This is a genomic window from Pseudomonas sp. A-R-19 (genome assembly GCF_019956575.1).
Classification (GTDB): Bacteria; Pseudomonadota; Gammaproteobacteria; order Pseudomonadales; family Pseudomonadaceae; genus Aquipseudomonas.
This window is the reverse complement of record NZ_JAHBDR010000056.1, coordinates 43,539-65,090: the sequence shown is the minus strand read 5'-3', so window position 1 is coordinate 65,090 and position 21,552 is coordinate 43,539. Positions and strand designations below refer to the sequence as shown.

The 21,552-nt window shown below is 61.8% G+C and carries 18 protein-coding genes; 10 read left to right on the top strand and 8 right to left on the bottom strand.

All coding sequences use genetic code 11. From position 1 onward, the window contains the following. The first annotated feature begins 83 nt into the window (after positions 1 to 83). The 10 genes from KGA88_RS15370 to KGA88_RS15325 all read left to right on the top strand — a co-directional run bounded on the left by KGA88_RS15370 (position 84) and on the right by KGA88_RS15325 (position 14,696). The gene (locus tag KGA88_RS15370; RefSeq protein WP_223592285.1) at positions 84 to 1,952 is read left to right on the top strand and encodes an extracellular solute-binding protein; all 1,869 of its coding nucleotides are present in this window, start codon (positions 84 to 86) and stop codon (positions 1,950 to 1,952) included. After that, positions 1,952 to 3,013 carry a microcin C ABC transporter permease YejB gene (locus KGA88_RS15365; protein WP_223592283.1) on the top strand — a complete coding sequence of 354 codons (1,062 nt, stop codon included), beginning with the start codon at positions 1,952 to 1,954 and terminating at the stop codon, positions 3,011 to 3,013. The genes KGA88_RS15370 and KGA88_RS15365 overlap by 1 nt, the downstream gene beginning before the upstream one ends. Next, positions 3,013 to 4,035, top strand: coding sequence for an ABC transporter permease (locus tag KGA88_RS15360; RefSeq protein WP_223592279.1), 1,023 nt, complete (start codon positions 3,013 to 3,015; stop codon positions 4,033 to 4,035). The genes KGA88_RS15365 and KGA88_RS15360 overlap by 1 nt, the downstream gene beginning before the upstream one ends. A 13-nt stretch (positions 4,036 to 4,048) precedes the next feature. After that, the gene (locus tag KGA88_RS15355) at positions 4,049 to 5,626 is read left to right on the top strand and encodes an ABC transporter ATP-binding protein (RefSeq protein WP_223592278.1); all 1,578 of its coding nucleotides are present in this window, start codon (positions 4,049 to 4,051) and stop codon (positions 5,624 to 5,626) included. Between the two features lie 128 nt (positions 5,627 to 5,754). Then, entirely contained in the window at positions 5,755 to 7,170 is a 1,416-nt protein-coding gene (locus KGA88_RS15350) for a sigma-54 interaction domain-containing protein (RefSeq protein ID WP_223592277.1), read from the top strand. A gap of 285 nt (positions 7,171 to 7,455) precedes the next feature. Continuing rightward, complete coding sequence (locus KGA88_RS15345) at positions 7,456 to 8,847, top strand: GntP family permease (protein ID WP_110662402.1); 1,392 nt, start codon at positions 7,456 to 7,458, stop codon at positions 8,845 to 8,847. A 7-nt stretch (positions 8,848 to 8,854) separates the two neighbouring features. Next, positions 8,855 to 9,628, top strand: coding sequence for a 3-hydroxybutyrate dehydrogenase (locus KGA88_RS15340; protein ID WP_110662403.1), 774 nt, complete (start codon positions 8,855 to 8,857; stop codon positions 9,626 to 9,628). 55 nt (positions 9,629 to 9,683) lie between these two features. Continuing rightward, the gene (locus tag KGA88_RS15335; RefSeq protein ID WP_223592276.1) at positions 9,684 to 11,639 is read left to right on the top strand and encodes an acetoacetate--CoA ligase; all 1,956 of its coding nucleotides are present in this window, start codon (positions 9,684 to 9,686) and stop codon (positions 11,637 to 11,639) included. A gap of 189 nt (positions 11,640 to 11,828) precedes the next feature. Beyond that, positions 11,829 to 14,366, top strand: a complete 2,538-nt coding sequence (locus KGA88_RS15330) for a PAS domain-containing sensor histidine kinase (protein ID WP_223592275.1) — start codon at positions 11,829 to 11,831, stop codon at positions 14,364 to 14,366. Positions 14,367 to 14,420: 54 nt separating this feature from the next. Next, entirely contained in the window at positions 14,421 to 14,696 is a 276-nt protein-coding gene (locus tag KGA88_RS15325; protein ID WP_007898282.1) for a peptidylprolyl isomerase, read from the top strand. A 159-nt stretch (positions 14,697 to 14,855) separates the two neighbouring features. Here KGA88_RS15325 and KGA88_RS15320 read toward each other — a convergent pair whose 3' ends face one another. The 8 genes from KGA88_RS15320 to KGA88_RS15285 all read right to left on the bottom strand — a co-directional run bounded on the left by KGA88_RS15320 (position 14,856) and on the right by KGA88_RS15285 (position 21,546). After that, positions 14,856 to 15,791, bottom strand: a complete 936-nt coding sequence (locus KGA88_RS15320) for a sugar kinase (RefSeq protein ID WP_223592274.1) — start codon at positions 15,789 to 15,791, stop codon at positions 14,856 to 14,858. 129 nt (positions 15,792 to 15,920) lie between these two features. Continuing rightward, positions 15,921 to 17,138, bottom strand: coding sequence for an amino acid deaminase (locus tag KGA88_RS15315; protein ID WP_223592272.1), 1,218 nt, complete (start codon positions 17,136 to 17,138; stop codon positions 15,921 to 15,923). A gap of 39 nt (positions 17,139 to 17,177) precedes the next feature. Further along, a complete protein-coding gene (locus tag KGA88_RS15310) occupies positions 17,178 to 17,942 on the bottom strand; it encodes an IclR family transcriptional regulator (RefSeq protein ID WP_110657589.1) in 765 nt (254 codons plus the stop codon). A 159-nt stretch (positions 17,943 to 18,101) separates the two neighbouring features. Next, positions 18,102 to 18,491 carry a RidA family protein gene (locus KGA88_RS15305; protein WP_034147161.1) on the bottom strand — a complete coding sequence of 130 codons (390 nt, stop codon included), beginning with the start codon at positions 18,489 to 18,491 and terminating at the stop codon, positions 18,102 to 18,104. 30 nt (positions 18,492 to 18,521) lie between these two features. Then, positions 18,522 to 19,316, bottom strand: a complete 795-nt coding sequence (locus KGA88_RS15300; protein WP_110657568.1) for an amino acid ABC transporter ATP-binding protein — start codon at positions 19,314 to 19,316, stop codon at positions 18,522 to 18,524. Beyond that, complete coding sequence (locus KGA88_RS15295) at positions 19,313 to 19,975, bottom strand: amino acid ABC transporter permease (RefSeq protein WP_110657570.1); 663 nt, start codon at positions 19,973 to 19,975, stop codon at positions 19,313 to 19,315. Before KGA88_RS15295 ends, KGA88_RS15300 begins: the two co-directional genes overlap by 4 nt. 8 nt (positions 19,976 to 19,983) lie before the next feature. Then, positions 19,984 to 20,646, bottom strand: coding sequence for an amino acid ABC transporter permease (locus tag KGA88_RS15290; RefSeq protein WP_033063194.1), 663 nt, complete (start codon positions 20,644 to 20,646; stop codon positions 19,984 to 19,986). 51 nt (positions 20,647 to 20,697) lie between these two features. Then, entirely contained in the window at positions 20,698 to 21,546 is an 849-nt protein-coding gene (locus KGA88_RS15285; protein ID WP_223592270.1) for a transporter substrate-binding domain-containing protein, read from the bottom strand. Positions 21,547 to 21,552 lie beyond the last annotated feature (6 nt).

Sequence of the window (21,552 nt, the reverse complement as noted above, 5' to 3'; positions counted from 1 at the left end):
TTGTGACGCGTAATTCGGCTGGCGAGGGACGCGCCGCTAGCGTACAAATTGTCGTTAACGACCACCCGGCTCTAAGGCTGACAATGCGACTGGCTTTCTCTACCTTGTTGTTCACTGCCGTGGCCCTGCTGATGGGTACCGCCGGTGTGAATGCTGAACCGCGGCATGCATTGACCGTTTACGGCGAACCGGCAAAGTACCCGGCCGGCTTCAGTCATTTTGCCTACACCAACCCGCAGGCCCCCAAGGGCGGCACGATGCGGCGTTCGGCAATCGAAATCGGTCAGTTCGACCATGTCTTGCCTTACATCGACAAAGGCATCGGCGTCACCCAGATCGACGGACTGCTCTATTCACCACTGGCCCAGCGCTCGCTGGACGAGCCGTACACCGTGTACGGTCTGGTGGCAGAGAAAATGGAGCGCTCCGAGGACGGCCTGTCCCTGCGTTTCCACCTCAACCCCAAGGCGCGTTTTGCCGATGGCAAACCGATTACCGCGCAAGACGTGCGCTACACCTTCGACCTGCTGATGACCCAGGGCAGCCTGCGCTACCGCACGCAGTTCGCCGACGTCAAGGACGTCGAGGTGGAATCGCCGCTGACCGTGCGCTTTGATTTCAGGAACAACGAAAATCGCACCCTGGCGCTGGATATCGCAACCTTGCCAGTGTTTCCCGAACACTGGTGGAAGAGCCGCGATTTCGCTGGTGGCGGCGGCTATGAAGCGCCGCTGGGCAGTGGCCCCTATAAAGTCGGCAAGATCGATTCGGGGCGCAGCATCACGTTCGAGCGCAACCCCGACTGGTGGGGCAAGGACCTGCCGGTCAGCCGTGGCCTGTACAACTTCGACCATTTCAGCATCGAGTACTTCGGCGATACCGACGTGGCGCGCCAGGTATTGCGCGGTGGCGCCTATGACTACAATCGCGAATTTTCCGCCACTGGCTACTCCATCGGCTACGACAGCCCGGCCCTGAGCGACGGTCGCCTGCAAAAGGCCCACCTTGCCACCGAGGCACCGCAGCCGGCCCAGGGCTTTGTGTTCAATCTGCAAAAGCCCATGTTCCAGGACCGTCGCGTGCGCCAGGCGCTGGTGATGCTGTGGGACTTCGAGTGGAGCAACCGGCAGATGATGCGTGACATGTACATCCGCCAGCAGAGCTTTTTCTCCAATACCGATCTGGCGGCCCGGCAACTGCCGGATGCGGGGGAGCGGGCGATTCTCGAACCCTTGCGCGGGCAGATCCCCGACGAAGTCTTCACCCAGGTGTTCGAAGCGCCGAAGACCGATGGCAGCGGCGTGATCCGCGACAAGCAGCTGCAAGCCCTGGACTTGCTCGAACAAGCCGGCTGGAAACCCGATGGCGATCAACTGGTCAATGCCGACGGCGAGCCGCTGAGCTTCACCTTCCTGGTCAGTCAAAATGGCATGGACCGTCTGCTGCTGCCCTATAAACGCACGTTGAAACAGATCGGCATCGACCTCAACATCCGCCGCATCGACTCGTCCCAGTACGTCAACCGCCTGATGAGCCGCGACTACGACATGATCGTCACCGGCTACCCGGTCACCACTTCTCCTGGGAACGAACTGCTCAATTACTTCGGTTCGGCGGCGGCCACCGACCCAGGCTCCAACAACTACATGGTGTTGAAAAACCCGGCGGTGGACACCCTGATCACCGGGCTGATCCGCGCCACGACCCAGGCCGACATGCTGCATTACGCCCACGCCCTGGACCGGGTGCTGCAATGGAATTACTACTGGATTCCCAACTATTACCCGCCGGGCACCTCGACGGTGTGGTGGAACCGCTTTGGCATCCCGAACGTGCAGGCAAGCAATGACGAAGCCATCGAGAGCTGGTGGGAGATGAGCACCACGCCATTGACCAACCAACAGATGACGGCCGAGCGTATCAGCCGTGGCAAACCCGGAGGGCCGCACTGATGTGGGCTTACATACTGCGACGCCTGCTGCTGATCATTCCGACCCTGGTGATCATTCTCCTGGTCAACTTTGTCATCGTCCAGGCCGCGCCGGGCGGACCGGTCGAACAGGCCATCGCGCACCTGCAAGGCATTGGCGGCGCCAGGGTGGGCGGCGGCTCCAGCGAAGCCGTGAGTGGCAAGTCCCGGGCCAGTCGCGGGCTCGATCCACAGCTGATCAAGGACATTGAAAAACAGTACGGTTTCGATAAGCCGGCACACGAGCGCCTCTGGCTGATGCTCACCAGCTACGCGCGCCTGGACTTCGGCAAGAGTTTCTTCCGCGGTGCCAGCGTCACCGACCTGATCCTGGAAAAAATGCCGGTGACCATTTCCCTCGGGCTGTGGGCGACGCTGATCACCTATCTGGTGTCGATTCCCCTGGGCATCCGCAAGGCCGTGCACCATGGCAGCCATTTCGACATCTGGAGCAGTACCGCGATCATCATCGGCTATGCCATGCCGGCGTTCCTGTTTGCGATGTTCCTGATCGTGGTCTTTGCCGGTGGCACTTCGCTGAACTGGTTTCCGGTTCGCGGGCTGGTCTCGGACAACTTCGACTCCCTGTCGACCATCGGCAAGGTGGCCGACTATTTCTGGCACCTGGTGTTGCCGGTGACCGCGCTGGTGATCGGCGGTTTCGCCACGCTGACCATCCTGACCAAGAACTCGTTCCTCAATGAAATCACCCGCCAGTACGTGGTCACTGCCCGAGCCAAAGGCTTGAGTGAACGACGGGTGCTCTATGGGCACGTGTTCCGCAACGCCATGCTGCTGGTGGTGTCGGGCATTCCCCAGGCGTTCATCAGCGTGTTTTTTGCCGGTTCCCTGCTGATCGAAGTGATCTTCTCCCTCGACGGCCTGGGCCGCATGAGCTACGAAGCGGCGGTATCGCGGGACTATCCGGTGGTGTTCGGCTCGCTGTTCATCTTCACCCTGTTTGGCCTCTTGATAAAACTGGTCGGCGACCTCTGCTACACCCTGGTCGACCCGCGTATCGACTTCGCCGCGAGGAACGCCTGATGCTCAAGCTTTCACCGCTGGCGCGTCGGCGCTTCGAGCGCTTCAAGAAAAACCGTCGCGGCTGGTGGTCGCTCTGGCTGTTTATCGGCCTGTTCCTGATGACCCTGGGCGGAGAGCTGATCGCCAACGACAAACCGCTGATGGTCAGCTATCAGGGCCAGTGGTACTTCCCGGTCTTCAAGCGCCACACCGAACAGGAGTTCGGCGGACATCTGCCGTTCCAGGCCGATTACCGCAGCGATTACGTGCAGCAACTGATCAAGAAGGACGGCGGCTGGTTGCTGTTTCCGCCGATTCCGTTCAGTGACGACACGCCCAACTATGACCTGAACAAACCCGCCCCCAGTCCGCCCACCAGCGTCAATTGGCTGGGCACCGATGACCAGGCACGGGACGTTCTGGCCCGGGTGATCTTCGGGGCCCGGGTGTCGATCCTGTTTGCCTTGATGCTGACGTTTGTCAGTGCCCTGATCGGCATCGCGGCCGGGGCCCTGCAAGGCTATTACGGCGGCTGGGTGGACTTGCTCGGCCAGCGTCTGCTGGAGGTCTGGTCCGGATTGCCGGTGCTGTACCTGCTGATCATCCTGTCGGGTTTCGTCGAGCCGAATTTCTGGTGGTTGCTGGGGATCATGGCGCTGTTTTCATGGCTGGCCCTGGTGGATGTGGTGCGCGCCGAGTTCCTGCGCGGGCGCAATCTGGAATACGTCAAGGCCGCGCGGGCGCTGGGCCTGACCGACCGCAAAGTCATCGTCCGGCACATCCTGCCCAACGCCATGAACGCGACCTTGAGCTACCTGCCGTTCATCCTCACCGGGGCGATTTCCACCCTGACGGCGCTGGACTTCCTCGGCTTCGGCATGCCGGCGGGCAGTGCTTCGCTGGGTGAACTGATCGGCCAGGGCAAGCAGAACCTGCAAGCGCCGTGGCTGGGCCTGACGGCGTTTTTCACCCTGGCGCTGATTCTTTCCTTACTGGTGTTCATTGGCGAAGCGCTGCGCGACGCCTTTGATCCACGATCTTGATGCGGATGTTGATATGACCAACCTGATCGAAATCCGTGACCTCAGCGTGGCCTTCAGCGGCCAGACCGTGGTGCGCAATCTGTGCCTGGACATCCGCCCCGGAGAATGCCTGGCGCTGGTGGGCGAATCGGGTTCGGGCAAGTCGGTGACGGCCCACTCGATCCTGCAACTGCTGCCGCAAAACGATACCGAGACAACGGGCAGCATTCGCTATCGCGGCCAGGAACTGGTGGGCGCCGACAACGGCAAGTTGCGCAAACTGCGCGGCAACCGCATCGCGATGATCTTCCAGGAGCCGATGACCTCCCTGAACCCGCTGCACAGCATCGAAAAACAGATCGGTGAAACCTTGCTGGTGCACAAAGGCCTGGCGGGCAAGGCGGCGCAGGCGCGGATCCTCGAATTGCTGCACCTGGTGGGCATCCAGAAACCCGAAGAGCGCCTGAAGGCCTACCCCCATCAATTGTCCGGCGGCCAACGCCAGCGGGTGATGATCGCCATGGCCCTGGCGTGCGAGCCGGAACTGCTGATCGCCGACGAACCGACCACCGCGTTGGATGTGACGGTGCAGCGCAAGATCCTGCTGCTGCTCAAATCCCTGCAACAGCGCCTGGGCATGTCGCTGCTGCTGATCAGCCATGACCTCAATCTGGTGCGCAGCATCGCCCAGCGCGTGTGCGTGATGAAGGCCGGGGAAATCGTCGAACAGGCGCCTTGCGAAATCCTGTTCACCGAACCCAAGCACCCTTACAGCTGCGTGTTGCTGCACGCCGAACCCGAGGGCGAAGCCTTGCCCCGGGACGAGCGCGAAAACGTACTGGAGGTGGACGACCTGCAGGTACGCTTTCCCGTCAGTGGTGGCCTGTTTCAGCGCAAGACCTGGCTGCGTGCCGTCGATGGCATCAGCCTGAACATTCAGCGCGGCAAGACCCTGGGCATTGTCGGCGAATCCGGTTCGGGCAAGTCCACTCTTGGCCAGGCGATCCTGCGCTTGCTCGACTCCGAAGGCAGCATCCGCTTTCAGGGCCAGGCGCTGGACGGCCTGACGCAAAAACAGCTACGGCCGTGGCGCAAGAAGATGCAGGTGGTGTTCCAGGACCCCTTCGGCAGCCTCAGCCCGCGAATGTCGGTTGCGCAGATCATCAGCGAAGGGCTGGAGGTGCACAGCACGCTGAGCACCGAAGAGTGCAACGCCGAAGTGATCCGGGCTCTGAGCGAAGTCGGCCTCGACCCGCAAAGTCGTCATCGTTATCCCCACGAGTTCTCCGGCGGCCAGCGCCAGCGCATCGCCATTGCCCGGGCGCTGGTGTTGAAACCGGCGCTGATCCTGCTCGACGAACCGACCTCGGCGCTGGACCGCACGGTGCAAAAACAGGTAGTCGCCCTGCTCCGCCAGCTTCAGGAAAAACACGGCTTGACCTACCTGTTCATCAGCCACGACCTGGCCGTAGTGCGCGCCCTGGCCCACGACATGATCGTGATCAAGGACGGCAAAGTGGTGGAACGCGGCGCCAGTCATGAGGTGTTCGACTCACCGCAGCATCCATACACCAAGGAGCTGTTGGCGGCGGCGTTGTTGGGGCAGGCATAATCTGGCCGTTAGACCGCATCGCGGCCTTCGCGAGCAAGCCCGCTCCCACAGGGGATTGCATTTCCATGTGGGAGCGGGCTTGCTCGCGAAGAGGCCGGCACAGGCAATAAATCATCAGGATCAAACCCATGAACACCACCGAAAGCCTCAAGGACTACCAGCGCGTTCGCTTGCTGGCGATCCGCTCGTTGTTCGAGATCATCGAGCAATCGAGCGAGGGCACGGTGATTGTCGATCGCGATGCCAACATCGTCTGGATGAATGAACGCTATGCCCGGCGCTTCGGCCTGCAATCGGCAGAAGGCGCAATCGGCAAGGCCTGCGAAAGCGTGATCCCCGGCAGCCTGTTGCGTGAAGTGGTGCGCACCGGCCGACCGATTCTGCTGGATATGCAAGACACCTCCAAAGAGCCGCTGGTGGTCATGCGCCTGCCCATTCACGATGACGCCGGCGTGGTGATCGGCGCCATCGGTTTCGCCCTGTTCGACGAACTGCGCAGCCTGTCGCCGATGCTCAAGCGCTACATGAGCATGCAGGAAGAACTGGCCTCCACCCGCTCACTGCTACGAGCGCGGCAGACCAAATACAACTTCGCCCACTTCATTGGCACCAGCGCCGCCAGCCTGGAAGTCAAACGCCGCGCCCGACGCAGTGCGAGTACCGAATCGCCGGTGCTGCTGCTCGGCGAAACCGGCACCGGCAAGGAGTTGCTGGCCCAGGCGATCCACAATGCCTCGCCCCGTGCCCACAAGGCGTTTGTCAGCATCAACAGCGCGGCGATTCCCGAATCGCTGCTGGAGGCCGAGTTCTTCGGCACCGCCCCCGGCGCGTTTACCGGAGCGGATCGCAAGGGCCGCGCCGGCAAATTGCAGATCGCCCAGGGCGGCACCTTGTTCCTCGACGAAATCGGCGACATGCCGCTGCCCCTGCAAAGCAAACTGCTGCGGGTGTTGCAGGAAAAGGAATTCGAGCCGGTGGGCTCCAATGAAGTGATCCAGAGCGATGTGCGGGTGATCGCCGCGACCTCCACGGACCTGGAAGCCGCGATCAAGCGCGGCGAATTCCGCGCTGACTTGTACTACCGGCTCAACGTGCTGCCGATCCAGGTTCCGCCTCTACGTGACCGCCTCGATGACGTGCCGGCGCTCAGTGAAGCGATTCTCGAGGAACTGCGCAGCCAGCATGAACTGCACCACGAAGCCCTGGATCTGTTGGGGCAACACGCCTGGCCGGGGAACATCCGCGAGCTGCGCAATGTGCTGGAGCGGGCCGCGCTGCTCAGTGACGACTTGCGCCTGACGACAGCGGACATCCGCGCGGCGATTGGTACGTTCACGCCGGTGGAACGCGTGCCCCCCTTGACCATCGAACCGCTTGCCCATGAAACGTTCAGTGCGGCGCGGGAGCGCTTTGACCGGCAACTGATCGAAACCACCCTTGCGCAATGCGGGGGCAAGGTGATTGAGGCAGCGGCGCGTCTAGGGCTTGGACGGTCGACGCTGTACAAGAAGATGGTGGCGCTGGGGATTGTCGAGTCTCAATAAGGAGACATGCATCTCCATTGTTAGACAGACCTTCGCGAGCAAGCCCGCTCCCACAGGAGGCCTTGCTCTCCTGACCAACGCGGTCAACTGTGGGAGCGGGCTTGCCCGCGAAGAGGCCAGCACTGCCAAAGCAAGTCTCAAACCAGAGACAAAACCACTTGACAAGCTCTTCATCCTGAAAATATATCCTTATATTTCAACAACTTAATCATCTGGCACAAAACTCGCTATACACCTCTCCTACCAGGCTTCACCCAACAAAAATAACAACCCAGGAGACACACCATGAGTGTGATCATTGCCTTGGCAGCCCTCGCGCTGCTGATGCTGGCTGCCTACCGTGGCTACAGCGTTATCCTTTTTGCCCCGATTGCCGCCCTCGGCGCGGTCCTGCTCACCGACCCCTCTGCCGTCGCCCCCGCTTTCACCGGGGTGTTCATGGAAAAAATGGTCGGCTTCATCAAGCTGTATTTCCCGGTATTCCTGCTTGGCGCGGTGTTCGGCAAGTTGATCGAACTGTCCGGTTTCTCCCGTTCCATCGTCGCGGCGGCGATTGGCCTGCTCGGCACCCGCCAGGCAATGCTGGTGATCGTGCTGGTCTGTGCCCTGCTAACCTACGGCGGCGTGTCGCTATTCGTGGTGGTGTTCGCGGTCTATCCGTTTGCCGCCGAAATGTTCCGCCAGAGCAACATCCCCAAGCGCCTGATCCCGGCGACCATTGCCCTGGGCGCGTTCTCGTTCACCATGGACGCCCTGCCCGGCACGCCGCAAATCCAGAACATCATCCCCAGCACCTTCTTCAACACCACCGCCTGGGCGGCGCCGTGGCTGGGGGTGATCGGCACGATCTTCGTGTTCTGTGCCGGCATGCTGTTTCTCCAGCGCCAGCGCAACAAGGCACAGCGCGCCGGTGAAGGTTATGGCACTGACCTGCGCAACGAACCGGAAACCGCCGCCGATCTCAAGCTGCCCAACCCGTGGCTGGCGCTGTCGCCACTGTTGGCGGTGGGCATCATGAACCTGCTGTTCACCCATTGGATTCCGCAGGTGTATGGCAAGACCCACAGCCTCGCGCTGCCGGGCATGGCCACGCCGGTGACCACCGAAATCGCCAAGCTCACGGCGATCTGGGCAGTACAGGCAGCCTTGCTGGTCGGCATCCTCATGGTGCTGGTGTTTGGCTTCCAGGCGATTCGCAGCAAACTCGCCGAAGGCAGCAAAAGCGCGGTCAGCGGTGCGTTGCTGGCGGCGATGAACACCGCCTCGGAATACGGTTTCGGCGCGGTGATCGCGTCCTTGCCGGGCTTTCTGGTGTTGGCCGACTGGCTCAAGAGCATTCCCAATCCACTGGTCAACGAAGCGATTACCGTGACCCTGCTGGCCGGCATCACCGGTTCTGCTTCGGGCGGCATGAGCATCGCGCTGGCGGCGATGTCCGAACAGTTCATCAGCGCTGCGCACGCAGCGAACATTCCGCTGGAAGTGCTGCACCGGGTCGCCGCGATGGCCAGCGGCGGCATGGACACCCTGCCGCACAACGGCGCGGTGATTACCCTGCTGGCGGTGACCGGGCTGACCCACCGCGAAGCCTATAAAGACATTTTCTGTATTACGCTGATCAAGACCCTGGCGGTTTTCGTGGTGATCGGCACTTTCTACGCCACTGGCATTGTGTGAGGTATTCATGACGACTCTTTCGGGCAAGACCGCACTGGTCACCGGTTCCACCAGCGGCATCGGCCTGGGGATCGCCCTCAGCCTGGCCAAGGCGGGAGCCAACCTGATCCTCAATGGCTTTGGCGATGCGTCCAAAGTCATCGCCGACGTGGAGCAGTTCGGCGGCAAGGTCGGCCATCACCCGGCCGATGTCAGCGATCCGGCGCAGATTGCCGACATGATCGCCTACGCCGAGCGCGAGTTCGGCGGCGTCGACATCCTGGTCAACAACGCCGGCATTCAACACGTGGCAGCGGTGGATGAGTTCCCGGTGGAGCGCTGGGATTCGATCATCGCGATCAACCTGTCGTCGGTGTTCCACAGCACCCGCTTGAGCCTGCCGGGCATGCGCGCCAAGGGTTGGGGCCGGGTGATCAACATTGCCTCGGTGCACGGCCTGGTGGGCTCGGTGGGCAAGTCAGCCTATGTCGCCGCCAAGCACGGGGTGATCGGCTTGACCAAAGTGGTCGCGCTGGAAACCGCGACCACCCAGGTCACCTGCAACGCGATCTGCCCGGGCTGGGTATTGACGCCACTGGTGCAAAAACAGATCGATGATCGTGCCGCCAGCGGGGTTGATCCGCAGCAGGCGCAGCATGATTTACTCGCTGAAAAGCAGCCGTCCCTGGAGTTCGTGACACCGCCGCAACTGGGTGAACTGGTGCTGTTTTTGTGCAGCGAAGCTGGCAGCCAGGTGCGTGGCGCGGCGTGGAATGTTGATGGTGGTTGGCTGGCGCAGTAATTGCCATTTGCTCCACATCAGCCTGTGTGAAGGTATAAAAAAGAAGAGGCAAACCATGTCCGACATCCTCTGGCAACCCGACGCCAAGCGTATTGGCAAGACCCGCATGGAGGCCTTCCGGCGCTTCATCAATCAGCGTCACCACCTCAAGATCGACGACTACCCGGCCCTGCACCAGTGGTCCATCGATCAGCGCACGGATTTCTGGCAGGCCATTGTCGATTTTTTCGACATCCGCTTCCATGAACAACCCGACGCCGTGCTGCTCGAAGGCCCGCAGATGCCCAGCGCCCAGTGGTTCCCCGGCGCAACGCTGAACTTTGCCGAACACCTGCTGCAGCGCCGCGATGATGCCATCGCCGTGGTCGCCGTTGGCGAAAACGGTCAGCGTGAACATTTGACCTGGGGCGAACTCGCCGAACATGTCGCCGGCTTTCAAAACGGTCTGGTAGCGGCCGGTGTCGGGGTTGGCGACCGGGTCGCCGCGTGCATGCCCAACACCTGGCAAACCCTGGTGGCCATGCTCGCCACCACCAGCCTTGGCGCCATCTGGTCCTGTTCTTCGCCGGACTTCGGCACCCAGGGGGTGGTTGACCGTTTCGGCCAGATCGAACCGAAAGTGCTGGTGACCTGCGCCGGTTACCGCTATGCCGGCAAAGAGATCGACCAGACCACCAAGGTCAACGAGATCCTCCAGCGCCTGCCTTCGCTGCAACAGCTGATCGTCGTGCCTTACGCACGCCCACAGGCGCACATCGAACACTTCCACACCCAGGCCAACGTGACGCTTTGGGACGATTTCTACGAACCGGGCGGCGAACCGGATTTCGTCCCGGTGCCCTTCGCCCATCCGCTGTACATCCTCTATTCCAGCGGCACCACCGGCGTGCCCAAATGCATCATCCACAGCACTGGCGGCGTGTTGCTGCAACACGTCAAGGAACACGGCCTGCATGGCGATCTCGGCCCCGGTGAGCGGTTGTTCTACTACACCACCTGCGGCTGGATGATGTGGAACTGGCTGGTGTCGGCGCTGGCGACAGGCAGCTCCGTGGTGCTGTACGACGGCTCGCCGTTCCACCCCGACCCGCAACGCTTGATCGACCTGATCGACGACGAAGGCATCAACGTCTTCGGTACCAGCCCGAAATACCTCGCGACCCTGGAAAGCAGCGGCATCAAGCCGCGTGACAGCCATGACCTGGGCAGCCTCAAGACCTTGCTGTGCACCGGCTCGGCGCTGTCGCCGCAGAGTTACGACTTTGTCTATCGCGACTTCAAGGCTGACGTGTGCCTGGCCTCGATGTCCGGCGGCACCGACATCGTCTCGTGCTTCGTCAACGGCAACCCGATGTCGCAGGTCAGGCGTGGCGAAATCATGGGCAAGAGCCTGGGCATGGCCGTCGAAGTGTGGAACGACGAAGGCCAACCGGTGATCGGCGAAAAAGGTGAGCTGGTCTGCACCCGCCATTTCCCGGCGATGCCCGTGGGTCTGTGGAACGATGCCGATGGTGAAAAGCTGCGCCAATCCTATTTCAGCCTGTTCCCCGGTGTCTGGGCTCAGGGCGACTACGCGGAACAATTGCGCCATGGCGCGATGATGATCCACGGCCGCTCGGATGCCGTGCTCAACCCCGGCGGCGTGCGCATCGGCACGGCGGAAATCTATCGCCAGGTGGAAAAAATTCCACAGGTGCTCGACAGCGTGGCCATCGGTCAGCAGTGGCAGGACGACGTGCGAGTGGTGCTGTTCGTCCGCCTGCGCGACGGGCTCGAACTGGACGAGGCGCTGCAACAGCAGATCCGCCAGACCATTCGCGCCAACACCACGCCGCGTCATGTTCCGGCGAAAATTGTTGCAGTGACCGACATTCCCCGGACCATCAGCGGCAAGGTCGTCGAGCTGGCGGTACGCAATGTGGTGCATGGGCAGCCGGTGAAGAACACCGATGCGCTGGCCAATCCCGAGGCGCTGGAGCAGTACCAAAACAGGCCCGAACTGCAGTCCTGAAGCAGCGCAAAAACCTGTGGGGCTTGCTCGCGAAGAGGGCGTCTCTGTGGACATCTTCGTTGACTGACCTGACGCTTTCGCGAGCAAGCCCGCTCCCACAGTAACCGCTCAAGCCTTCGAATCAACCTGTGCCTTTCACCTGTGCAAGAATAGATGCCAGCCAAATCGACTCAGGCCCAGGACTCCTTGATGAACGCGACACCCACCGCCAGCGAAGCCCAGGCCTTGATCGCCCGAATCGACTGGGCAAGCAGCCCGCTGGGCGCGGCCAGCACTTGGCCACAGAGCCTGCGAACCGCCGTGGACATCGTGATTCACTCACCGATGCCGATGTTGCTGCTGTGGGGTCCGCAACTGACGCAGATCTACAACGATGGCTTCGCCCTGCTCGCCGGAAGCAAACATCCGCACGCTTTCGGACAACCGACACACCTGATCTGGCCGGAGTTGAAAGACTTTACCGACCCGATCTACAGCGCCGTCTTGCAAGGCCAGGTGCGGACCTACAGCGAGCAGCGCTTTACCCTGCAACGTGAAGGCCGCGATTCCGACTTCTGGCTCGACTTGACCTACAGCCCGATCCGCGACGAAAGTGCCGAAGTGGCCGGGATCCTGGTTACCGCCATCGAAACCAACGAGCGCCGGCGCATCGCCCTCGAACTCGAACAGCGCTCGGCGGCCAGCCTCAAGGCCCAGCGTGAAACCGAGGAGCGCCTGCAACTGGCCCTCGCCGCCACCGATGCGGTCGGCACCTGGGACTGGGACATCAGCGAGGACCGTTTCATCGCCGATGCGCATTTTGCCCAACTGCACGGCATCGACCCGGCCATGGCCAGCCAGTTGCCGATCAGCGAGTACCTGCACGGCGTACACCCCGAAGACCGCGCCCTGATCGCCCGCAGCATCAAACACTGCATCACCCATGGCAGCGAATACGCCGAGGAATATCGCCTGCTGCAAACTGATGGCCAGATGCGCTGGGTGTTTGCCCGCGGCCGCTGCTACAAGGACCACCACGGCCGGCCGATGCGTTTCCTCGGTGCCGCCCTGGACCTCACCGAGCGCAAACACACCGAACAGGCCCTGCGCCAGAGCCAGACCGAACTGCAACTGGTCATCAACGCCATGCCGATCCTGATCAGCTACGTCGACCGCGAAGAACGTTTTCGCCTGAACAATGCGGCGTACCTCGACTGGTACGGGCTGACACCGCAAGAGCTTTACGGGCGAACCATTCTTGAAGTGCTTGGCGAAGAAGCCTATGCGTTGCGCGCGCCGTACATCACCGAGGCGCTGTCCGGCCGGCCCTGCTGTTTCAGCATCAGCACGCCCCATCGCGACGGCAGCATCCGTCAGGCCCTTATGAACTACCTGCCACGCCACGGTCCAGACGGTGCGGTGAACGGTTTCTACATCTTCGTGATCGACGAAACCGAACGCAAAAAGACCGAAGAAGCCCTGCGCAACCTCAACGAAACCCTTGAGGAACGGGTTGCCGCGCGCACCCGCCAATTGGCCGAGGCCAACGAGCGTTTGCAAAACGAGATGTTCGAGCGTGAGCGTGCCGAGGACGCCTTGCGCCATGCGCAGAAAATGGAGGCAGTCGGCCAACTTACCGGCGGCATCGCCCATGACTTCAACAACATGCTCACCGGCATCATTGGCAGCCTCGACCTGATGCAACGCTACATCGCCGACGGTCGCGCCAACGAGATCAGCCGATTCACCGAGGCAGCAGTGTCCTCGGCCAACCGCGCCGCCGCCCTCACCCATCGCTTGCTGGCGTTCTCCCGGCGCCAATCGCTCAACCGCAAGCCGCTGAACCCCAACGACTTGATTCACTCGCTCGAAGACCTGTTCAGTCGCACCAAGGGCGACCACATCGCACTCAAACTGCAACTGGCCGAGAACATCTGGCGGGTCAGCACCGACCTCAGTCAGCTGGAAAACGCCTTGCTCAACCTGGTGATCAACGCCCGGGACGCCATGCCCGATGGCGGCGAGCTGCAGATCGAAACGGCCAACGTCTACCTCGACGGCAACGACATCACGACCCTGGAACCGGTCAAGGCCGGCGACTACGTGATGATTTCGGTGAGTGACAACGGCACCGGCATGACCCCTTCTGTGCTGGCTAAGGCATTCGATCCGTTCTTCACCACCAAGCCCATCGGCCAGGGCACCGGTCTGGGCTTGTCGATGATTTACGGATTTGCCCAGCAATCGGGGGGCCACGTCAGCTTGTTCAGCTTGCCTGGACGGGGCACCAGCGTGCGTTTGTACCTGCCGCGCCTGCATTCGACCGAGCCGGACAACGTCCTGTCACCCATCGTCGGTGAGGCACCGGCGGCGATTGCCGGTGAAACCGTGATGCTGGTCGAGGACGATGCCGCGGTGCGCATGCTGGTAATGGACCTGCTCAAGGAACTGGGTTACCGCGCCCATGAAGCCGAAGACGCCAAGGGCGCCCTGCCGGTGCTGGAGTCGGACCTGAGGGTGGACCTGCTGGTGACCGACGTGGGGCTGCCGGGCATGAACGGTCGACAACTGGCGGAAATCGCCCGCCAGCATCGTCCGGAACTGAAAGTACTGTTCATGACCGGTTATGCGCAAATCGCCGCCGAGCGCCAGGGTTTCCTTGAAGAAGGCATGGACATGGTGGCTAAACCGTTTTCCATCGACCTGCTGGCCAACAAGATTCGCACGATGATCAGTCAACCGAACTGAGTTGAGGCATAATCGCGCGCCTCGTTGTCACTACCGTTGCAAGGTAACTGCCCCATGAAAGCTCAAGCCCGCCATATTCTGGTGAAAACCTCGGAAGAAGCCGAGCAGCTCAAACAACGCATCGCCAAGGGCGAAGCGTTCGATGTGCTGGCCAAGAAGTACTCGACCTGCCCCTCGGGCAAGCGCGGCGGCGACCTCGGCGAAGTACGTCCGGGGCAGATGGTTGGCGTGATCGATGCGGTGATCTTCAAGAAACCACTGCGGGTGGTGCATGGGCCGATCAAGAGCAAATTCGGTTATCACCTGGTGCAGGTGTTTTACCGGGATTGAGGGTTTGATCAGACCCCTGTGGCGAGGGGGCTTGCCCCCGTTGGGCTGCGCAGCAGTCGTAAAATCGCTGCACTCGGTATGTCAGACAAACCTGGTCGGCAGGTTTTGGGGCTGCTTCGCAGCCCAACGGGGGCAAGCCCCCTCGCCACAGGATTCGCGTTAATCCCTGGGGATCAGCGCCCCCGGCACCTGAATCACCCGGCTCGCCAACCGATGCCCGGCCTCGGCAGCTTCTTCGGGGCTGCCACCCTTGAGCCGCGAAGCCAGGTACGCCGCACTGAACGAATCCCCCGCCGCCGTGGTGTCCACCACCCGCTCAACCTTCTGCGCCGGCACTTCGAACGACTCGCCAGCACATCGAATCAGGCACGCTTGTGCGCCGCGCTTGAGCACCACTTCCGGCGTACCGATCTGCTCATACGCGGCAAACACTGCCTCACAGTCGGCAAAACCAAACAACGCCTGTTCGTCATCCACCGTCAGCAACGCCATGTCGACATGCGGCAGTACGCTGCGATACGCCGCCCGGGCGTCCTCGACCGATGCCCACAGCCGTGGCCGGTAGTTGTTGTCGAACACAATCCGCGCATCGCGCTGGCGGGCTTCGATCAGGGTCTCCAGCAGTTTTTCCCGGCCTTGCACGCCGAGTACCGCCAGGGTGATGCCGCTGAAGTACAGCACATCGTAATCCGGCAGCGCCGCGAGGATCGGCGCCGCGGCTGGCGTAGTGAAGCAATCGCGTACCGCCGCTTCATTACGCCAGTACAGAAAGCGCCGCTCGCCGGCCGCGTCCGTCTGGATGCAATACAAACCCGGCAGGCGTCCGGGCAGGCGCTGGACCATGCCGAGCCCGATGTTTTCCGCGGCCCAACCCTGGCACATGGCGTCGCTGAAACTGTCATCGCCCAGGGCGGTGACGTAGTCCACGGCGCCGTCCTCGCCCAGTTCCCGGGACAGGTACACCGCCGTGTTCAAGGTGTCGCCACCGAAGCTCTGTTGCAGGCTGCCGTCGGCGCGATGCTGCAACTCGATCATGCATTCGCCGATCAGGGCGATGCGCGGGGTGTCGGGGCCGAGGGTGTTGATGGTGTTCATACGCGGGTTTCTCTTTTTGTCTGGTAGGGCCTCTTCGCGAGCAAGCCCGCTCCCACATTGGATCTTCGGTGTACACAAAACCCTGTGGGAGCGGGCTTGCTCGCGAAGGGAGCGCCTCGGTCTGAAGTCTTAAAAACAGGTTTCCATGGTCTCGATGACGTTCAGTTGCTCATCCACCAGACAGCCGACACGCCACTTGTCGAACGTCAGGCACGGGTGCGACGTGCCGAACGAAATGATGTCGCCCACCCGCAGGTCAACCCCCGGCGCCACGGTCATGAACGCATGCTGGTCCATGACCGCGGTCACCTTGCACGCACTTACATCTTCGCCGCTGGCCGGTACCACGCCCGCCTTGTAGCGCAGCAACGGCACCGGCAGACCGGCGTCGTAGGCCACGTCGCGCTTGCCCAGGGCAATCACCGCAAACCCCGGCTCCGGCAACGACTGCACGTGCGCCCACACTTCCAGCGCCGGACGCAGGCCTTCGTGCAGGTCGCTGCGACGGTCGAGTACGCAGCACTGCGCTTCCTTGTAGATACCATGGTCGTGGGCCACGTAGCTGCCGGGACGCAGCACGCTGAGGAAACGTCCAGCAGCGTTCTGGGCTTCGAAGGACTCGGCAATCAGGTCATACCAGGCCGAACCCGACGCAGTGATGATCGGCTTGGCAATGGCGAACGCGCCGCTGTCCTGCAATTGCACCGCCAGGCGCACCAGCGACGCGGCGAAATCGCGGATACCGGTCACGGCGTGATCGCCATGGATCACGCCTTCGTAGCCTTCGATGCCGGTCAGGGCCAGCGCCGGTTGTGCGGCGATGGCCTTGGCCAGGTCGAGCACTTCCTGCTCGCTGCGGCAACCGCAACGCCCACCGACCACGCCGTATTCGATCATCACGTTCAGGCGCACGCCACGGGAAGCGAAATAGGCGCCGAGGTCGGCGACGTTGTCCGGGTGATCGACCATGCAATAGAAGTCGAACGTCGGGTCGGCCAACAGGTCGGCAATCAGCGCCATGTTCGGTGTGCCGACCAACTGGTTGGCCATCAGCACCCGGCGCACGCCATGGGCGTAGGCCGCACGGGTTTGCGTGGCGCTGGCCAGGGTGATGCCCCAGGCACCGGCGTCCAGTTGGCGACGGAACAACGCCGGGGTCATGCTGGTCTTGCCATGGGGCGCCAATTCGGCGCCGCTGTCACTGACAAAGGCCTGCATCCAACGGATGTTGTGCTCCAGCGCTTCACGGTGCAGCACCAGCGCCGGCAGGCTGACGTCACGCACCAGGCTGGCGCCGGTCGGGGCTGCGCCTTTATCCACGTTGGCAGTGTTGGAAACAGAAGACATGGTCGAACTCCTCGTTCACGCGGCCGCAGGCAGCCGCTGTTATTCGTTGATGCGACGGGCCAGGCTGTTGGCGCTTTCGATCAGCACCCGTCGGTAGTCGTTGTAGTTTTTCTTCGCATCGGCGCGCGGGGCGACGATGCACAGGGTCGCGATGGCCACGCCACCGGGGTCTTTGACCGGCGCGGCGAAGCAATGGGTAAAGGTGTCGGCGACGCTATCGAAAGAAAAGAAACCATCGATTCCGGCCTGACGGATTTCCTTGAGGAACTGCTCCAGAGGCAAGCGTTCGCCATCGGGCAGGATGAAGTCGTCGTGGTCGATCAGGTCGACGATTTCCTGGTCGCTCAGGTGCGCCAGCAACAGGCGGCCGGAGGCGGTCCAGGGGATGGGCGCGTTTTCGCCGATGTCCGAGGAAATGCGGAAATGCCGCTCACCCTCCTTCATCAGGGCGACGGTGTATTTGCGCCCGTTGAGCAGGCACATCTGCGCGGTTTCATGGGTCTGGCTGACGATTTCCTGCAGGGCATGATCGGCCTCGCGGGTCAGGTCGAAATGGCGCAAGTGGGCCTGGCCGAGAAAGTACAACTGACGACCGAGGTAGACGTGACCGTCCGTGCCCACCGGCTCCAGGATCCGCCGTTCCAGCAGCGAGGCCACCAGTTCGTAGACCGTGGATTTGGGGCTGCCGATGCCGTTGGCGATGTCGTTCGGGCGCAGGGGCTGGCCGATCTCCTTGAGGAAATCGAGGATATCGAACGCCCGGTCCAGGCCGCGTGCCCGGCGCTTGATGGTGTCTTCGGTCATTTCAGTGGTTCCCATTCATGGTTCCCATTCATAATGCCGGGAGTTTACCGAGAGAGCGGTGGCGACTGTCAGGCCGCCTTCGCGAGCAAGCCCGCTCCCACAGAGAAACGCATTCCAAATGTGGGAGCGGGCTTGCTCGCGAAGAATTCACCGCGGATCTCAAGCCTTTTTCTTGTACGCAATGCAGTCGATCTCGACCTTGCAGTCGACCATCATGTTCGCCTGCACACAGGCCCGCGCCGGGGCGTGTTCAGGTTTGAAGTACTCGGAGAAGACCTTGTTGAAACTGGTGAAATCCCGCGGGTCCTCCAGCCACACGCCGGCACGCACCACATCTTCCAGGCCGTAACCGGCCTCTTGCAGAATCGCGATCAGGTTCTTCATGGTCTGGTGGGTCTGTTCGACAATGCCGCCAGTAATGATCTCGCCATCCACCGCCGGCACCTGCCCGGAAACGTGCAGCCAGCCATCGGCTTCAACGGCGCGAGCGAAAGGGCGAGGCGTGCCGCCTGCAGCGGCGCTGCCGGTGCCGTAACGAGTAATGCTCATGAGTGTTTCTCCTGATTGAAAATTGAAGGATCAAAAACGCGTGTTCTTGAGAAATTCCGCCAGTCGCGGCGATTGCGGGCGCTCGAACAGTTCCTTGGGAGGCCCCTGCTCTTCGATGCGCCCCTGATTCATGAAGACGATCTTGTCCGAAACCTCGAAGGCAAAGCGCATTTCGTGGGTCACCAGCAGCATCGTCATGCCGTCTTCGGCCAGGCCCTTGATCACGTTCAACACTTCACCCACCAGTTCCGGGTCCAGCGCCGAAGTCACTTCATCGAACAGCATCAGGCTCGGGTTCATCGCAATCGCCCGGGCAATCGCCACGCGCTGCTGCTGGCCGCCGGACAACTGACCGGGAAAGTGATCGCGCCGTTCCAGCAGGCCGACGCGCTCCAGCCATTTTTCGGCCAGGGCCACCGCCTCGTCCTTGTGCAGCTTCTTGACCTTGAGCAGGCCCAGGGTGACGTTCTGCAACGCGGTCAGGTGCGGGAACAGGTTGAACTGCTGGAACGCCATGCCGGTCATGGCGCGATGGCGGGCGATGACCTTTTCCGGGTGGCGAATGCGCTTGCCGTTGACCTCGTCGTAACCGATGGATTCGCCGTCGAGCAGGATCTGCCCGCCCTGGAACTCTTCGAGCATGTTCACGCAGCGCAGCAATGTGGTCTTGCCCGAGCCGCTGGAGCCGATCAACGTCACCACGTTGCCCCGTTGCATGGTCAGGTCGACACCCTTGAGCACTTCGAGCTGGTCGTAACGCTTGTGCAGGCCGCGAATGTCCAGCAACGGTTGGCCGTCTTGTGCATTGGTTTGAGTCTGAGTCATGGCAAAGCCACCCGCTTTTCAATGTGCCGGCCGAGTAACTCGATGCCGTAGTTGATGACGAAGAACAGGAAACCGGCGAACAGGTAAAACTCCAGGGTCATGAAGGTCCGGGCGATGATCTGCTGGGTACTGAGCAGCAATTCCGCCACGCCGATCACCGACAACAGGGTCGAGGCCTTGACGATCTCGGTGGACGAGTTGACCCAGGTCGGCAGGATCTGCCGCAACGCCTGGGGCAACAGCACATAACCCAGGGCCTGGTAGAACGTCAGGCCGATGGCCTTGCTCGCTTCCATCTGCCCGTGCGGCAATGCCTGCAGGGCACCGCGCACGATCTCGGCGACGTGGGAGCCGCAGAACAGCGTCAAACCCAGCGCGCCGGCCTGGAACGCACTGATCTGCCAGCCAAGCGCCGGGGCCATGTAGAAGCACGCCAGCACCAGCACGAATACCGGCGTGCCGCGAATCACATCGACATAAAAACGAAACGGCGCACGCATCCAGAACTTGCCATAAGTCAACACCAGTCCGGTGACCACGCCAAGCAGCGTACCGAGCAAAATCGCCAACACCGACACCTGGACGCTGGTCAGAAAGCCTTGCCACAGCACTTCCCGCGCCACCCACAACTCATGCAACCAACTGGGAGATTCGTACATGGGGCCTCCTATCGGCGAATCGCCAGACGCTGTTCGAGGTAACGCAGCATCATGGCAATGAGGTAACAGGCCGCGACATACAACGCAGTGGTCACCAGCCAGGTTTCAATCACCCGGTAACTCTCGACATTGATCTTGCGCGCGTAGTAGGTCAGCTCCGGCACCGCAATCGCGGCCGCCAGCGAGGTGTCCTTGAACAGCGAAATGAAGTTGTTCGACAGCGCCGGCAAGACATTGCGCAGCATCACCGGCACGGTGACGTAGGCCTTGACCTGCCACTCGCCCAGACCAATGGCCAGGCCGGCTTCACGCTGGCCCTTGGGAATGCTCAGCAAACCGCCGCGGAACACTTCGGTCAGGTAAGCCCCGGCGTACAGCGACAGGGTGATGATGAACGAAGGAATCTTGTCCAGACGGATCCCCAGGCTCGGCAACGCAAAGTAGATCAACAGGATCAACACCAGGATCGGCGTGTTACGAATCACCGTGACATACACCGACGCCAGCACCCGCAATGCGCGATGCCTGGACAGCAAGGCAAACGCCATCATCAGGCCGATCACGCAGCCGATGGCGATCGACACCAGGGCCAGTTCAAGGCCCAGGCCGAGCCCCGCCAGCAAGGTGTCGAAATCGCGCCACACGGCGGCAAAGTTCAACTGATAGTTCATGGTCAGCAGTACCTTGAGCGGGGCGCTTAGGGGCGCCCCACTCTCACGGGATCATTTGAATTCGACGGGGAAACCGATGGCCGGGCTTGGCAGGTCTACGCCGAACCACTGCTTGAACGACGCCGCGTAAGTCGGGAACTCCACGCCGGTCATGGCTTCATGCAGGGTGGTGTTGACGAAGTTCAGCCAGTCCTGATCGCCGCGCTTGACCGCGCAGGCATAGGTCTGTGGGCTCCAGGCGTAGGCCGGGCTGCGATAACGGCCAGGGTTCTGCACCATCAGGTATTTCACCGAAGACTGGTCGGTGGCTGCCGCGTCGGCGCGGCCGGAGTTCACGGCCTGGTACATCAGGTCCACGCTGTCGTACTGGTCGACCTTGGCCTTGGGCAGCGCCTGGTGCACCAGCTCTTCGGCATAGACGTTTTGCAGCACCGCCACGGTGAGACTGTCACCGGCGGCTTTCATGTCATCAATTTCCTTGTACTTGCTGTTCGCTGGCAACAACAGGCCAACACCTTCGCGGTAGTACGGCAGGGTAAACGCCACTTGCTGCGCGCGGCTGGCGGTCACGGTGATGAACTGGCAACTGATGTCGACCTTGTCGGTCAGCAGGTTCGGAATCCGCGCATCGGACGACTGCACCACGTACTCAACCTTGGTCGGGTCGTTGAACAACCCCTTGGCGATCATGTGCCCGATATCGATATCAAAGCCCTGCAACTTGCCGTCCGCGCCCTGGAAGTGCCACGGCGCGTTGGTGCTGCCGGTGCCCACAATCAGTTTGCCGCGGGCCAGAACGCTGTCGAGCTTGCTGTCCGCCGCCTGGGCCACGCCCATGGCAGCGGCTGAAGCTGCGAAAAGAAAAACACACGCTTTGAACAAGGATGGTCGGCGATGCATGGCAAG